Raw genomic sequence first — 13,971 nt, forward strand, 5'->3', positions numbered from 1 at the left:
CTCGGCTATACGTATCAATATGACACATAACCGGAGCATCACGGTCACCGCAATTGTGAATTCGTATTAACTAAAAAGCATATAACGCGAAACAAACACGCTCCGCAGCTCAAGATAGCGAAGCTTGCCGCACGGTCTGCGCCACGACAGCACCATTGGCATTGGCAGGCCCTTCCGCCCGCACCCGGGGCAAGCTTTCGGGATAGTCCCGCTGGATGAAGTCGATGATCTTTTCACGCATCTCGCAGCGCAGATCGAAGGTCTTGGGCGCGTTGGAGGCGGAAACCAGGATGCGGATTTCCATGACGTTTTCCTTGAAATCCGTCACCTGCACCGCGACCACCCGCTTGTCCCAGAGCTTGGAGGCCGCCGCGATCTCCTCGACCTTTCGGCGCACCACGGCGACCGGCACGGAATAATCGAGATAGATCATCACCGTGCCGATCAGCGCCGAGCTTTCCCGCGTCCAGTTCTGGAACGGGTTTTCGATGAAATAGCTGAGCGGCAGGATCATCCGCCGCCAGTCCCATAGCTTCACCACCACATAGGTCGATGTGATCTCCTCAACATTGCCCCACTCCCCTTCGACGATCAGCGCGTCGTCGATGCGGATGGGCTGGGTGATGGCGAGCTGAATGCCGGCAAAGATGTTCTTCAGCACCGGCTGCAGCGCAAGGCCAAGCACGATGCCCGCGACCCCGGCCGAGGCGAGCAGGCTGACGCCATATTGCTGCACGGCCGGAAAGGTCATCAGCATGGCGGCGATGGTGATCGCCACGATCATCGAGCTTGCGATCCGCTCGGCGATCCGCGACTGGGTGACATGCGCCCGCGCCAACAGATTGTCTTCCGCATCGAGCTTGAAGCGGCGGAGATAAACGATCATCCACACATGCAGAGCGATCTTCGCCATCCAGCCGACGACGATGATGAAGCAAAGCAGCAGGAGATGGCGGATGACGTCAGCCTGTGTCTCCGTCAGTGGCGCGATCGTCGCGCCGAAGGAAAGCGTCCAGGTGAGAATCGCCAGCCGCATCGGCCGGCGGGTGCGCGATACCAGCGAACGCCAGAACAGATCCTTGTTCTCGACAAGTCGCGTCAGAAACCGGAATCCGAAGCGCTGGATAGCGAGCCCGATCAAAAATGCGGCGGCAAGCACGCCCATGCTGACCAGCCAGCCCGGCAGCCAGGCGGTGTCGTTTCTGAATTCCTGAATGAACTGTTCCATGCCCCGTCAGCTAGGGTGCAATGCAGCATGGAAAACCCCGGCCGTAAAAATTTCATGATTGAGAGGCTTCATGGCGTGGGGTGAACGAAGCAAACAGGGCGAAGGACGGTGAATATGGAATTCGATCTGATGCGCTTCGTCGATGCGCAAGCCCCTGTCTATGCGCAGGTGATCGGCGAACTGAAAGCCGGCAAGAAGCGCTCCCACTGGATGTGGTACATCTTCCCGCAGATCGCCGGCCTCGGCTTCTCGATCATGTCGCAGCGCTTCGCGATCGGTTCCAAGGGTGAGGCGAAAGCCTATCTCGACAATCCGCTGCTTGGTTCCCGCCTTGTCGAATGCACCGAGGCGATGCTCGCCCATGGCGACCTTACGGCGCATGCCATTCTCGGCTCTCCGGACGACATGAAATTCAAAAGCTCGATGACGCTATTTGAAGCGGTCAGCGAAAAGGGCTCGCCTTTCGGACGAGCCCTCGAACAGTTCTATCATGGTGAGCGCGACGAAAAGACCGTCGCGCTGCTGGGCCGTTAGCTCTTCGGGCAGGCTGCTTTACGCAGCCGCCTGGATTGCCGAGAGCTTCCAGTCATTGGCTGGCTTGCGGACGAAGGTCCATACTTCGACCGTCTCGGTGACCGAATTCGGATCGCCTTCCGCAACTGCGCCTGTATTGCGGTCCTTCATGTAGTCGACGCTGGAATAACGCATCGCCACCGTCGCATAGTCCTGACCGTTTTCGCGCCAGGATTCGGCAAGATCACCCTGCAGCAGCTTCACGTCCTGAACTTCGTTCTTCAGGCCGTTCGTGGCGTTCTCGCCAAGCTCTTCCGCCAGATAGGACATGGCTTCCGGCGTGGTGAGGTTGCGAAGCTTCGCATAGTCTTCGGCCGAGTAGGCGCTCTGGACATCGGTCAGCAGCTTCTCGAAATGGCCGAGGTCACGGTTGGTAATGCCGATCTCGTCGGTTTCCGGGCCTGCCTGGCGCGGTGCCGGCGCATTGCCGCCACCCAAACCGCCAAAGCCGCTTCCGAAACCACCATGATTGCCCTGCGAGCCGATCTTCGGGATCTGGAAGCCGCCACCGGACTGCTGGTTCTGATGCGGCGCCTCATAGGCGTTGTTCTGTCGGCCAAAGCCGGTATTTGAGCCACCGGCCGCACCGCCGCTCGCCTGTTGCTGGCGGCGCGCGAAGAAGCGGAAGGCCAACATGGCGAGACCGGCGATCAGGGCGATCTGCAGCAGCATGCCAAGCATGCCGGCCATGCCGCCAAAACCATTACCCATCATCATGCCGAGAAGGCCGCCGAGTGCCAGACCGCCGAGAAGACCACCGGCCATGCCACCAAACAGGCCGCGGCTAGGCTGGGCAGGCTGCGTAGCGCCCGCTGCGGGGTTTGTAGCGTTCTGCTGGGTATTGGGTGTCATCGAGCGGTTGATGCCAGTCGGCGCCGAAGGCGCGGTGTTCGTGGTGGCCGGCGCGGAATAGGTGCGCGTGCCACGGCTGCCGAAACCGCCGCCGCTGGCGCGCCGTGCTTCCGCAAAATCAACGGCGGACAAGGAAACCGCCATCCCGATCGCAGCGACCGCGAACAGCTGCTTGAAGCGCCGAAGTTTGGATAACATAACTTTCTCCTCTTGCCCGCATGAGCGCGGGGTTCCCGATTTATATAGCGACGGCCGGGTGACAATTTTAGTGGCGCCGTCATTATTTCCCGCCGAAGTAGATAATGGAGTTTGAAACGGGAGCCAATAGCCAGAAATACAACCTGAACGAAAGTTGATCGCGCAAAAGGTCGCAGGGAGCCGGATAAACAAAAAGCCCGGCACAGGGTGCCGGGCTTTTTGCTTGGAAGGAATAGCTTCTGTGGAGGAAAACTCCCCAGCCTCAATCGACGTTGAACGCCAGCGGCTTTGCCTGGCGGATCGCCGAGTTTGCCGTCAGCTTGGCAAGCACATCGTCCGGCACGCGACCATCGACGTAAAGCAGGGCGATCGCGTCGCCGCCTTCCTTGTCACGGCCGAGATGGAAGTTGGCGATGTTGACGCCGGCATTGCCGAGCGTCGTGCCGATGAAACCGATCATGCCGGGAACGTCGGTGTTGGCGATATAGACCATGTTGGCGCCGACATCGGCGTCAAGGTTGATACCCTTGATCTGGATGAAGCGCGGCTTGCCGTCCGAAAATACCGTGCCGGCAACCGAGCGAGTCATCGTATCGGTCTTGACGGTGAGCTTGATGTACCCGTCGAAGATGCCCGACTTGTCGCGCTTGACCTCGGACAGGATAATGCCCTTTTCCTTGATCATGATCGGCGCCGAGACCATGTTGACGTCGGCAACCTGCGAACGGATCAGGCCGGCGAGAGCCGCGCTGGTCAGCGCTTTGGTGTTCATGCCGGCAGTCGAGCCGTCATACAGGATCTCGATTTCCTTGATCGCATCTTCGGTGACCTGACCGACGAAAGCGCCGAGCACGTCCGCAAGACGAATGAACGGCTTCAGGATCGGCGCTTCTTCAGCGGTGATCGACGGCATGTTGATGGCGTTGGAAACCGCACCCTTGACGAGGTAGTCCGACATCTGTTCGGCGACCTGCAGGGCGACATTTTCCTGGGCTTCCGTGGTGGAAGCGCCGAGATGCGGCGTGCAGACGACGTTTTCCAGGCCGAAGAGCGGGCTTTCGGTGGCGGGCTCGACTTCGAAGACGTCGAAGCCGGCGCCCGCGACATGGCCGGACTTGATGGCTTCGGCAAGGGCTGCCTCATCGACCAGACCGCCGCGGGCGCAGTTGATGATACGAACGCCCTTCTTGGTCTTGGCGAGGTTTTCGGCACCAAGAATGCCGCGCGTCTTGTCGGTCATCGGCACGTGCAGGGTGATGAAGTCGGCACGGGCGAGCAGATCGTCCAGCTCGACCTTCTCGACGCCCATTTCCTGGGCGCGTTCGGCGGACAGGAAGGGATCATAGGCGATGACATGCATGCCGATGCCGATCGCCTTGCGGCAGACGATACCGCCGATATTGCCGGCACCGATGACGCCGAGCGTCTTGCCAGTGATTTCGACACCCATGAACTTCGACTTTTCCCACTTGCCGGCCTGCGTCGAGGCGTCGGCCTGCGGCAGCTGGCGGGCAACGGCAAACATCAACGCGATGGCATGCTCGGCTGTAGTGATCGAGTTGCCGAACGGCGTGTTCATAACGATGATACCACGGCGCGAGGCGGCCGGGATGTCAACATTGTCGACGCCGATACCGGCGCGACCGATGACCTTGAGGTTGGTCGCGGCAGCGATCAGCTTTTCCGTCGCCTTGGTAGCGGAACGGATGGCGAGGCCATCATAATTGCCGATGATCTCGGCAAGCTTGTCCTTGTCCTTGCCGAGCTTCGGCTGGAAATCGACTTCAACGCCGCGATCGCGAAAAATCTGGACGGCGGTTTCCGAAAGTTCGTCGGATACGAGAACGCGAGGTGCCATGGATGCGGGCTCCTGATAAGGGGTTCTGAACTGGAATAGAGAATGGGCTTCGCCGAAGCGGAGCCGATACGCGATCGTTACGCGGCGGCCTTGGCGAGCCCGGCCTTCTGCGTGTTGAACGCATAGGTCAACCAGGGCATCAGGGCCTTCATGTCGGCTTCGTCGATCGTCGCGCCAGCCCAGATGCGCAGGCCGGACGGAGCGTCACGGTAAGCGCCGATATCGAAGGCGACGCCTTCCTTTTCGAGGATGGCGACAACGCCCTTGGCGAAGGCTTCCTGGGCGTCGGCGTTAAGTGCGGCGACGTCAGCGTCGGCGATCTTCAGGCAAACGGAAGTGTTGGAACGCGTTGCCGGCTCGACGGCCAGGTTGGCGATCCAGTCGTTCGCTTCGACGAAATCGAAGATCACCTTGGCATTGGCATCGGCGCGGGCCATCAGGCCCTTGAGACCGCCGAGCTGCTTTGCCCAGAGAAGCGCATCGATATAATCCTCGACGCAGAGCATCGACGGCGTGTTGATCGTCTCGCCGGTGAAGATGCCTTCGATCAGCTTGCCGCCCGAGGTCAGACGGAAAATCTTCGGCAGCGGCCAGGCCGGTTGGTAGGACAGCAGGCGCTCGACGGCACGCGGGCTGAGGATCAGCATGCCGTGGCCACCCTCGCCGCCCAGAACCTTCTGCCAGGAGAAGGTGACGACGTCGAGCTTGGAGAAATCCATGTCCTGCGCAAATGCCGACGAGGTGGCGTCGCAGATCGTCAGGCCCTTACGGTCTGCCGGAATGAAGTCGCCGTTCGGAACGCGAACGCCCGAAGTGGTGCCGTTCCAGGTGAAGACCACGTCACGGTCGAAATCCACCGTGGAAAGATCCGGAAGTTCGCCGTAACCGGCTTCAATCTTGCGCACGTCCTTGAGCTTCAGCTGCTTGACGACGTCGGTGACCCAGCCGGCGCCGAAGCTTTCCCAGGCGACCATGTCGACGCCGCGCTCGCCGAGCAGCGACCAGAGCGCCATCTCGACGGCACCGGTATCGGAAGCCGGCACGATGCCGATGCGGTAATCCGCCGGCACGTTCAGAATTTCGCGAGTGAGATCAATGGCCTGCTTGAGCTTTGCCTTGCCGACCTTGGCGCGGTGCGAACGACCGAGCGGGGCATCGGAAAGCGCTTCGAGCGACCAACCGGGGCGCTTCGAGCAAGGGCCAGAAGAAAAATGAGTATTGCTCGGACGGAGGTCCGGCTTTGCGGCGGCATCGGCCATATGTATACCCTTCCAGGTAATTGGCTCCTCGTTGGGGAGGAGTGTCCCGCCGCTGTGGATATGCCTGTCGGTTTTCGCAGTCAAGCGGCCGATGTCGCTACCGGATAGATTTTTGCCGCAACGGGCGGCCGGGCATTGCGAAAATTGCGCGCTAAGCCGTTGCCGCGATTGTAAAAATCACGTCGAATAAAATATCGAGGCCAAATAGAGCCAGAGTGCCCTGCCGCAGGCGGCGCAGGATCATCCATTTAAGTGGCCGGACCTTCTGCCAGATCTGAGTCGCCCTCAGCCGCATCATTGCGGTACGACGCTGGAGATAGATCCAGCCCTGCACGGTTGCGGCCGAGCGGCGGCGGGTCAGTTCGAACGCCCGCGCGGCCTTGAGCTTCCAGGCCTCGTCGCCGACGCCAAGGTCATGCCATTCGAAACCTTCGCGATGCAGCCATTCGACGACGCGATAATTGAGGATGCTACCCGGCGAAAACTTCGCCCAGTCACCGCCTTCGAAGGAGGTCATGATGCCGTGGAAGCGCCTGCCCGCAACAAGGCCCCAGTTGGTCGCCAAGATGCGGTCGCCGGCCTTCAGGTAAAACAGCACGACCATTCCTTCCTCCGCGAAGAGATAGGTCCCTTCGTTGAAGAAGTCGTATTTGTCGCGGTCGGTTTCGAAACCCGGTACGCGCGTCTGCTCGAATCGCTGTTGCTTCTGGCGCAGCATCGTCGCCACCGCCTCATCCATCTCGTCACGCCGGCGCGCCACGCAGAATTCCAGCGGCGCCTTGTCGTTCAGGAGCCGGGCGCCTCGCAGCACCGTGCGGCGGTTCGGATAGGCCGCATCGACCTCGCTCCACGGGCGCCGCAGGTCGGTTCCGTGGCAGGAGATCGCATGCGCGCCGTTGCTCAGAAGCGCCAGCGGGTTGACGAGGCCGTCGATATCCGCCGGCATCTTGTCGAGTTCCAGCACGTCATAGGGTGGCAGCTTCGAGGCGATCTGACGCCACAGCCCTTCCATCACGTTGCGCGTCCACTCGAAACCGACCGGAAACAGGATCGGCGCGTTGTAATCGGCCGCGTCGTTGTCGATGAAGGTCAGGATGGCGGCGCCGGTGCGACGGGTGATGCAGAGCGGCACGAACATGACCGGACGCCCTGCCCTGTCGCGCACTTCGACGAAATGCAGGCTGCGCCGCCCGGAGCGGCCGAAACTGTTGGTCCAGGCGGTCAGGAAGGTAACGGTCTGAAAGGCGTGGAAACGCGCGCCGTTTTCGGCCTGCGCAGCGCGCGGCCAGTCGCTCGAAACGTTTTCGAGTCTATCGAATATCGCAATTTGGAATGCCGGCACCATGCCAACGTCTCCGACTGATTACAGCCGACCATAGCAACCGGGACGGGCAACCTGAATTGAATTCTTAATACATCGTTAACGCTTAAAACTTGACCAAACGCAAAAAGCCGCCCGATGGGCGGCTTTCGCAAGATATTGAAAGAATTACTTGTAGACGATCGGCTGCGGCGGGGGCTCGTAGGCAACCGGTGCATCGCAACCGCCGAACATGTAGCGAGCGCCGACGCGTGCTTCGTGGCTGTAGAAGCCCTTGTCGCGGCCTGGGCCGCCGCCGGCTGCGTAGCCGAACATGTCGCCACCATCCACGTAACGGAAGCGGTAACCGACATCGGCCTTGAGGTTGCAGGTAATGTCGATCGACGCGCCGGCCATGAGGGCTGCGGTAAAGCGCCAGCCACCCTTGCCGCCGTGTTCTGTCGAGTAGCAGCCCGGGACGGACGGATCGTCGCAGATCGTGTTACGCAGCTTGTTCCACTTCACGTAGGTACCGCCGATACCACCGCCGAGATAAGGCGTGAAGTAACCGTAGGTGCCGAGATCGACATAGACGTTCGCCAGCAGCGAATAGGCGTTCATGTTGGAGCTGTCGTTCGAGGTGCAGGCGATGCCGCCGGCGCAGACGCCGCTGGTGCCGCCGCGGAACTTCGAGCGCGTGAAATAATCGAACGTGACGTCGCTGCGCAGATAGCTGTTGATCTGATAACCGACGCCGCCGCCGAGCGTGAAGCCGTCACGCAGCGAGGAGCGGGTGAAATCGGCCTGAGCAACGCCCGGGGTCGAGGTGCCCTGCCAGAATTCGGTGCCGCGGGACTTCTTGAACGAGTAGCCGACATCGCCACGCAGATACCAGCCGGTGGCTTCCTGCACGGTCACTTCCGGCGCGTCCTGGAGCGGTTCCGGCTGCGGCTGGTAAAGGTCGGCGGAATTGGCGGCGCTTACCGTCAACGCCAGCGCAAAGGCGCTGGTCAGAAACTTCTTCATGGCTTCATCTCCAAAGCTCGTCTCGCATATGGCAGGCAAGCGCACAGCCATCGGGTTGATCCGCAATGAATCATGACGGAGAAAGGTTAAGCCCTGCTTAACCATGCTTGTTTACCAGGTGTTTTCTCTAATTTAGGCTGAACCGACGCTCTTTATTATGCGGCTGAAAGTCATGATATCGGTTCTAAACAGTCGCATTGGCAAATCTATCGATGAGGTCTAAGAAAGACGGCATGTCCGACAACGTCATCAAATTTCAGCGCCCGCAAAAACCGAAGCCTCCGCGGCAGACGCCGCCGTGGTTGAAAAAGCTGCTGGTTGCGCTCGGCATCGTAGCTTTCTTCCTGGCGGCCTACGTGTATTTCTCCTTGGCGGGAGCCCCGCGCCCGTAACGGCGTCCTCTGCGGGTCAGGCCAAAGAACTTTCGCGAATCAAAAAGCCGGCGTTTCCGCCGGCTTTATCTTTTTAGGCACTTGCTTCCGATCAGGCAGCGCTGCGCGCATTGGCGATGACATTGACCAGGCCGTCGACGATACGTTCGACCTGGGCGCGGTCGTCACCTTCCGCCATGACGCGGATCAGCGGCTCGGTGCCGGACGGGCGAATGACGAGGCGCCCCTTGGAGGCAAGCTCGGCTTCCGCATCGGCGATCGCCTCACGCACGATGGCCTCCTCCAGCGGCTTGCCCCCCGAGAAACGGACGTTCTTCAAGAGCTGCGGCACCGGATCGAACCGGTGGCAGATTTCGCTGACCGGTCGGCCGAGACGCTTCACGCGGGCCAAAATCTGAAGAGCGGCCACCAGGCCGTCGCCGGTCGTGCCGAAATCCGACAATACGATATGGCCGGACTGTTCGCCGCCGACGTTAAAATCGTGGTTACGCATATGCTCGACGACATATCGGTCGCCGACCTTGGTGCGGGCAAGATCGAGCCCCTTGCCGTTCAGGAAGCGTTCCAGGCCGAGATTTGACATGACCGTCGCAACGATACCGCCGCCTGTCAGCTTCTGATCTTCCGCCCAGCTTTCAGCAATCACCGCCATCAGCTGGTCGCCATCGACGATCTCGCCGCGCTCGTCGACGATGATCACCCGGTCGGCATCGCCATCGAGCGCGATGCCGATATCGGCACGCACTTCATGCACCTTCTTCTGAAGGTTGGCCGGGCTGGTCGAGCCGCAATCGAGATTGATATTGGTACCGTTCGGTTCGTTGCCGATCGTCACGACTTCCGCGCCGAGCTCCCAGAGCGCCAGCGGAGCGACCTTGTAAGCGGCGCCATTGGCGCAATCGATCGCAACCCGCAGGCCCTGCAGCGTCACGTCGCGCGGCAGTGTGCGCTTTGCGTGCTCGATATAGCGGTAGATATCGCCTTCGACACGTTTCGCCCGGCCGATATCGGCAGACTTGGCAAGCTGGGCATGCAGGTCGCTGTCGAGCAGTTCCTCGATGCGCATTTCCAGCTCGTCGGACAGCTTGTAGCCATCCGGGCCGAACAGCTTGATGCCGTTGTCTTCGTAGGGGTTATGGGACGCGGAAATCATCACACCGACATCCGCGCGCAGCGAACGGGTCAGCATTGCGACGGCAGGCGTCGGAATCGGGCCGAGCAGGAAGACGTCGAGGCCGGCGGCGGTAAAGCCAGCCACCATGGCATTTTCCAGCATATAGCCGGATAGACGGGTATCCTTGCCGATCACCACCCGGTGGCGGTGACTGCCGTTGCGGAAAATCGTGCCGACGGCAATGCCAACGCGCATCGCCAGATCCGGCGTCATCGGAAAGATGTTGGACTGTCCGCGAATGCCGTCCGTGCCAAAATAGCGGCGTGTCATAAATGCTCCTTCGTCATCGCACCCTGCATGGCGCGGCTTTCGCAGGGATTGGACCTGCATGATGTTCGACGGCCACACGAACCGGAAGCTTGGCTCATGCCATAGTTCGCGGGCGCAAGCACATAAATTAGCGCAAAAATCGCTTATATCCCGTTACCAACACGCGAGTGGGTTCCAAAGAAAAACCGCCGCAGATTGCTCCGCGACGGTGTGTAATCCAGGAACCTGTCCTCAGTGAGGCTGCGGCTCGAGGCCGGTTTCACCACCCTTCGGCTCGTCCTTCTTGGAACCAGTCGAGGGAACAGCCGAACCGCGGGCCGGCGGCGCATCGTCGCCGAGGTCGCGCGCAGGCTTCTGACCCTTGATCAGCGCCCTGATTTCGTCGCCCGTCAGCGTCTCGTATTCGAGCAGGCCTTCGGCAATCGCGACGAACTGGTCGTGATTGTCGGTCAGGATCGCGCGGGCTTCGGTATAGGCCTCGTCGATCAGGCGGCGCACTTCGTTGTCGATCTTCTGAGCGGTCGCTTCCGAAACGTTCTTCGACTGCGAGACGGAATGGCCGAGGAAGACTTCCTGCTGGTTTTCACCATAAGCGACCTGGCCGAGCACGTCGGAAAAGCCCCACTGGGTAACCATGGCGCGGGCAAGCTTGGTCGCCTGCTCGATATCCGAGGATGCACCCGAGGTGATGTTTTCCTTGCCGAAGGTCAGCTCTTCCGCAACGCGGCCGCCCATCATGATCGTCAGGCGCGACACCATCCACTTGTAGCTCATGGAATAGCGGTCGCCTTCCGGCAGCTGCATGACCATGCCGAGCGCACGACCGCGCGGAATGATCGTCGCCTTGTGCAACGGATCGGCAACCGCGACCTTGAGCGCCGTGATGGCGTGGCCGGCTTCGTGATAGGCCGTAAGCTTCTTTTCGGCTTCGGTCATAGCGGACGAGCGGCGTTCCGCGCCCATCATGATCTTGTCCTTGGCGTCTTCGAATTCCTGCATGGTGACGAGGCGCTTGTTGCGGCGCGCAGCCATCAGAGCGGATTCGTTGACGAGGTTCATCAGGTCCGCACCAGAGAAACCAGGCGTACCACGGGCCAGAACCTTCAGATCGACATTTGGTGCCAGCGGAACATTGCGGGCATGCACCTTGAGGATGCGCTCGCGGCCGACGATATCCGGGTTCGGCACGACGACCTGGCGGTCGAAACGGCCCGGACGCAACAGTGCCGGGTCGAGAACATCCGGACGGTTGGTCGCGGCGATCAGGATGATGCCTTCATTGGCTTCGAAACCGTCCATCTCGACGAGCAGCTGGTTGAGCGTCTGCTCGCGTTCGTCGTTACCACCGCCGAGGCCTGCGCCACGATGACGGCCGACGGCGTCGATTTCGTCGATGAAGATGATGCAAGGCGCGTTCTTCTTGGCCTGCTCGAACATGTCGCGCACACGGGATGCACCGACGCCGACGAACATTTCGACGAAGTCCGAACCGGAAATCGTGAAGAACGGTACATTGGCTTCGCCGGCGACGGAACGGGCGAGCAGCGTCTTACCGGTACCCGGAGGACCGACGAGCAGCACGCCGCGCGGAATACGACCACCGAGACGCTGGAATTTTTGGGGATCACGCAGGAATTCGACGATTTCTTCCAGATCCTGCTTGGCTTCGTCGACACCGGCAACGTCTTCGAAAGTCACGCGGCCATGCGCTTCTGTCAGAAGCTTGGCCTTGGACTTGCCGAAACCCATCGCGCCGCGCGAGCCGCCCTGCATCTGCCGCATGAAGAACAGCCAGACACCGAGGATGAGCAGCATCGGCAGGAGCGTGCCGAGATAGGAGAGAAAACCGGAAGACCCGTCCGTTTCCGGGCGGGCAGAAATGTTGACGTTCTTGGCGGCCAGCTTCTCGATCAGCGTATCGTCGATGACGGGAGAATAGGTCTGAAAGCCGGTGCCGCTTTCGGTATAGGTACCGAGAACGCGGTTACCCGTGACGACGACATCCCGAACCCGCCCCGAATCCACATCCTTCAGAAACTGAGAATAGGGAACCTCACGCGAGCTTGTCTGCGTCGGTGCCGTCTGGAACATGCTGAATAAAGCGACCAGCAAGAGGGCTATGACGACCCAGAGGGCGATATTACGAAAATTTGGGTTCATTGAACTCCCCGGACTGTGACGATCAGCTTCTGACGGCGACCGCCTTGCTTGCCGCATAACATAGGGTTGCGGCACCGGCTTGCCAAGGCGACGCAGAACCTTCGCCTAGCTTTTCCGCGCACAATCCTTAATCGGCAGCGGGGGAAAATCGTCGCATCCGAGCAAAAGCACGAATTGGTTTGCAAGATTAACGTCAAACTGCGGCAAAAAACGGTCGAAGGGACCAAGGGTGGGAGTGAGAAGGATGCGGGGTTTTGGAGAGACGGAGCGTGGAGCCCCTTCCCCTTCCTGGGTATCCGTTAATGAAGGAATTCCGCGCTGGAGGTTCGCTCCCACTTCTCCCCAACGAGGAGAAGTGCCGAGCGAATGCGAGGCGATGAGGGGGCTCCGCGGAATGCCGCTTGATAGCGAGGTCGGAGCACTTGGCCCCCTCATCCGGCCCTTCGGGCCACCTTCTCCCCGCTGGGGAGAAGGGGACGCCGCACCGTCGGCGCGCCCGGCAAATATCTCGATACATGGCATCGCAGTCGCCGCCCGCATCGCGATCGCCGGCGGCACATCGGGAAAAAGCCCGATCGCCTCTTCGCGACCCGGTGCCAGCGGACCAACGGCGATCTCGCACTCTCCATCATTCACGATCCGATACCGCCCGTCCCAAACCGCCGAGCTATCCGCAGCAATATGCAGCGGTATCATGCCGCGGTTCTCACGCACCACATAAAGGCCGTCGCGGCGCAAATCGAAGATCACTCTCCCGACCGTCATCCGTCCGGGCTGGCCGCCATCGATGAAAGCCATGACGCGATCCATGCTTTCACCGGCTGGTAGATACGACCTGCCCCCCAGCACAGCCGACAACACGGCGAGCGCATGGCGCAGCACGACGGGATCCTCGGTTAGTCCTTCGCCAGAAACATGGGCCAGCACGCCGTGACTGATCGCTAGATGGCTCCGGACCCACAACGACGCCGCATCGGAAAGCTCGGTACGGCGCAAGCCGGCGCGGATAATCGCATGATCATCGAAAACGGCCTCCTGAGACAGCCGTTCTCGCACCCTCACCCGCTCATAGCGGATATTCTGATTGCTCGGATCGTCGATCCATCCCTCACCCACCTCGGCGAGGAGCTCCCGGATATCGGCACGGCGGCAGTGAAGGAACGGCCGCAAAAGCCAGCGGCGGCGGTCGAGCAGCACGGCATCGGCCATGCCTGCAAGGCCGAGATTGCCTTCCCCCTCGTTGCGCGCCGCTCGCATGGCCACCGTCTCGGCCTGGTCGTCAAGCGTATGGCCCGTCAGGATCGCGGTGGCATCGATTTCGTCAGCGACATCCATCAGCAGCCGATAACGCGCCTCGCGGGATGCAGCGGAAATCCCGGTCCTGGGCTTCTCCCCATCCCAGCGACGGATGAAATGGCGCACGCCGAGCCGACGGCAGAATGCGGCGACAGACACAGCCTCATCTGCCGATTCCGGCCTCAGCGCATGATCGATCGTCACGGCGTCGATGAAAACGTCCGAATCGGAGGCATTGGCTTGAACAAGGGCAAGAAGCAGACCGGCGGAATCGCTCCCACCGGAAATCGCCACCAGCAGGCGGGCAGGCTTGGCGATAGTAGCGAGAAACCGCGCTGCGGCTCTTTGCGGAGAAAGCGTCAAACCGGCAGACACGGGCGCGACC

Annotated in this window: 11 protein-coding genes; 2 read left to right on the forward strand and 9 right to left on the reverse strand. The window is 60.8% G+C overall.

All coding sequences use genetic code 11. From position 1 onward, the window contains the following. Nucleotides 1-109 precede the first annotated feature (109 nt). Nucleotides 110-1,228 (reverse strand): mechanosensitive ion channel family protein, encoded by a 1,119-nt coding sequence (locus KX729_RS08625; RefSeq protein ID WP_219742032.1) that lies wholly within the window; start codon nucleotides 1,226-1,228, stop codon nucleotides 110-112. A 114-nt stretch (nucleotides 1,229-1,342) separates the two neighbouring features. Here KX729_RS08625 and KX729_RS08630 point away from each other — a divergent pair, with 114 nt between their 5' ends. Then, nucleotides 1,343-1,762: a DUF1810 domain-containing protein gene (locus KX729_RS08630; RefSeq protein WP_219742033.1), complete on the forward strand. Its 420-nt coding sequence runs from the start codon at nucleotides 1,343-1,345 to the stop codon at nucleotides 1,760-1,762. A gap of 18 nt (nucleotides 1,763-1,780) precedes the next feature. Here the strand turns inward: KX729_RS08630 and KX729_RS08635 are convergent, their stop codons facing one another. The 5 genes from KX729_RS08635 to KX729_RS08655 form a co-directional block, all read right to left on the reverse strand. Next, nucleotides 1,781-2,851 carry a Tim44 domain-containing protein gene (locus tag KX729_RS08635; RefSeq protein WP_219742034.1) on the reverse strand — a complete coding sequence of 357 codons (1,071 nt, stop codon included), beginning with the start codon at nucleotides 2,849-2,851 and terminating at the stop codon, nucleotides 1,781-1,783. A 262-nt stretch (nucleotides 2,852-3,113) separates the two neighbouring features. After that, nucleotides 3,114-4,709 carry a phosphoglycerate dehydrogenase gene (serA, locus tag KX729_RS08640; protein ID WP_219742035.1) on the reverse strand — a complete coding sequence of 532 codons (1,596 nt, stop codon included), beginning with the start codon at nucleotides 4,707-4,709 and terminating at the stop codon, nucleotides 3,114-3,116. Between the two features lie 77 nt (nucleotides 4,710-4,786). Next, a complete protein-coding gene (locus KX729_RS08645; protein WP_219742036.1) occupies nucleotides 4,787-5,968 on the reverse strand; it encodes a phosphoserine transaminase in 1,182 nt (393 codons plus the stop codon). 151 nt (nucleotides 5,969-6,119) lie between these two features. Further along, complete coding sequence (locus KX729_RS08650) at nucleotides 6,120-7,313, reverse strand: GNAT family N-acetyltransferase (RefSeq protein ID WP_219742037.1); 1,194 nt, start codon at nucleotides 7,311-7,313, stop codon at nucleotides 6,120-6,122. Nucleotides 7,314-7,457: 144 nt separating this feature from the next. Further along, entirely contained in the window at nucleotides 7,458-8,294 is an 837-nt protein-coding gene (locus KX729_RS08655) for an outer membrane protein (RefSeq protein ID WP_219742038.1), read from the reverse strand. A gap of 233 nt (nucleotides 8,295-8,527) precedes the next feature. Here KX729_RS08655 and KX729_RS08660 point away from each other — a divergent pair, with 233 nt between their 5' ends. Further along, nucleotides 8,528-8,686, forward strand: a complete 159-nt coding sequence (locus KX729_RS08660) for a hypothetical protein (RefSeq protein WP_219742039.1) — start codon at nucleotides 8,528-8,530, stop codon at nucleotides 8,684-8,686. A gap of 91 nt (nucleotides 8,687-8,777) precedes the next feature. Here KX729_RS08660 and glmM read toward each other — a convergent pair whose 3' ends face one another. The 3 genes from glmM to tilS all read right to left on the reverse strand — a co-directional run bounded on the left by glmM (nucleotide 8,778) and on the right by tilS (nucleotide 13,961). Further along, nucleotides 8,778-10,130, reverse strand: coding sequence for a phosphoglucosamine mutase (glmM, locus tag KX729_RS08665; protein WP_219742040.1), 1,353 nt, complete (start codon nucleotides 10,128-10,130; stop codon nucleotides 8,778-8,780). A gap of 231 nt (nucleotides 10,131-10,361) precedes the next feature. Further along, a complete protein-coding gene (gene ftsH / locus KX729_RS08670; protein WP_219742041.1) occupies nucleotides 10,362-12,290 on the reverse strand; it encodes an ATP-dependent zinc metalloprotease FtsH in 1,929 nt (642 codons plus the stop codon). Nucleotides 12,291-12,395: 105 nt separating this feature from the next. Continuing rightward, nucleotides 12,396-13,961: a tRNA lysidine(34) synthetase TilS gene (gene tilS, locus KX729_RS08675; RefSeq protein ID WP_512699453.1), complete on the reverse strand. Its 1,566-nt coding sequence runs from the start codon at nucleotides 13,959-13,961 to the stop codon at nucleotides 12,396-12,398. Nucleotides 13,962-13,971 lie beyond the last annotated feature (10 nt).

Origin of the sequence: Neorhizobium populisoli (genome assembly GCF_019430945.1) — a bacterium.
GTDB classification, from domain to species: domain Bacteria; phylum Pseudomonadota; class Alphaproteobacteria; order Rhizobiales; family Rhizobiaceae; genus Neorhizobium; species Neorhizobium populisoli.

Excerpts from the sequence above, each read along its gene's own strand:
- KX729_RS08625 (WP_219742032.1), bottom strand. The coding sequence starts at position 1,228 with ATGGAACAGTTCATTCAGGAATTCAGAAACGACACCGCCTGGCTGCCG.
- KX729_RS08630 (WP_219742033.1), top strand. The coding sequence starts at position 1,343 with ATGGAATTCGATCTGATGCGCTTCGTCGATGCGCAAGCCCCTGTCTAT.
- KX729_RS08635 (WP_219742034.1), bottom strand. The coding sequence starts at position 2,851 with ATGTTATCCAAACTTCGGCGCTTCAAGCAGCTGTTCGCGGTCGCTGCG.
- serA (WP_219742035.1), bottom strand. The coding sequence starts at position 4,709 with ATGGCACCTCGCGTTCTCGTATCCGACGAACTTTCGGAAACCGCCGTC.
- KX729_RS08645 (WP_219742036.1), bottom strand. The coding sequence starts at position 5,968 with ATGGCCGATGCCGCCGCAAAGCCGGACCTCCGTCCGAGCAATACTCAT.
- KX729_RS08650 (WP_219742037.1), bottom strand. The coding sequence starts at position 7,313 with ATGGTGCCGGCATTCCAAATTGCGATATTCGATAGACTCGAAAACGTT.
- KX729_RS08655 (WP_219742038.1), bottom strand. The coding sequence starts at position 8,294 with ATGAAGAAGTTTCTGACCAGCGCCTTTGCGCTGGCGTTGACGGTAAGC.
- KX729_RS08660 (WP_219742039.1), top strand. The coding sequence starts at position 8,528 with ATGTCCGACAACGTCATCAAATTTCAGCGCCCGCAAAAACCGAAGCCT.
- glmM (WP_219742040.1), bottom strand. The coding sequence starts at position 10,130 with ATGACACGCCGCTATTTTGGCACGGACGGCATTCGCGGACAGTCCAAC.
- ftsH (WP_219742041.1), bottom strand. The coding sequence starts at position 12,290 with ATGAACCCAAATTTTCGTAATATCGCCCTCTGGGTCGTCATAGCCCTC.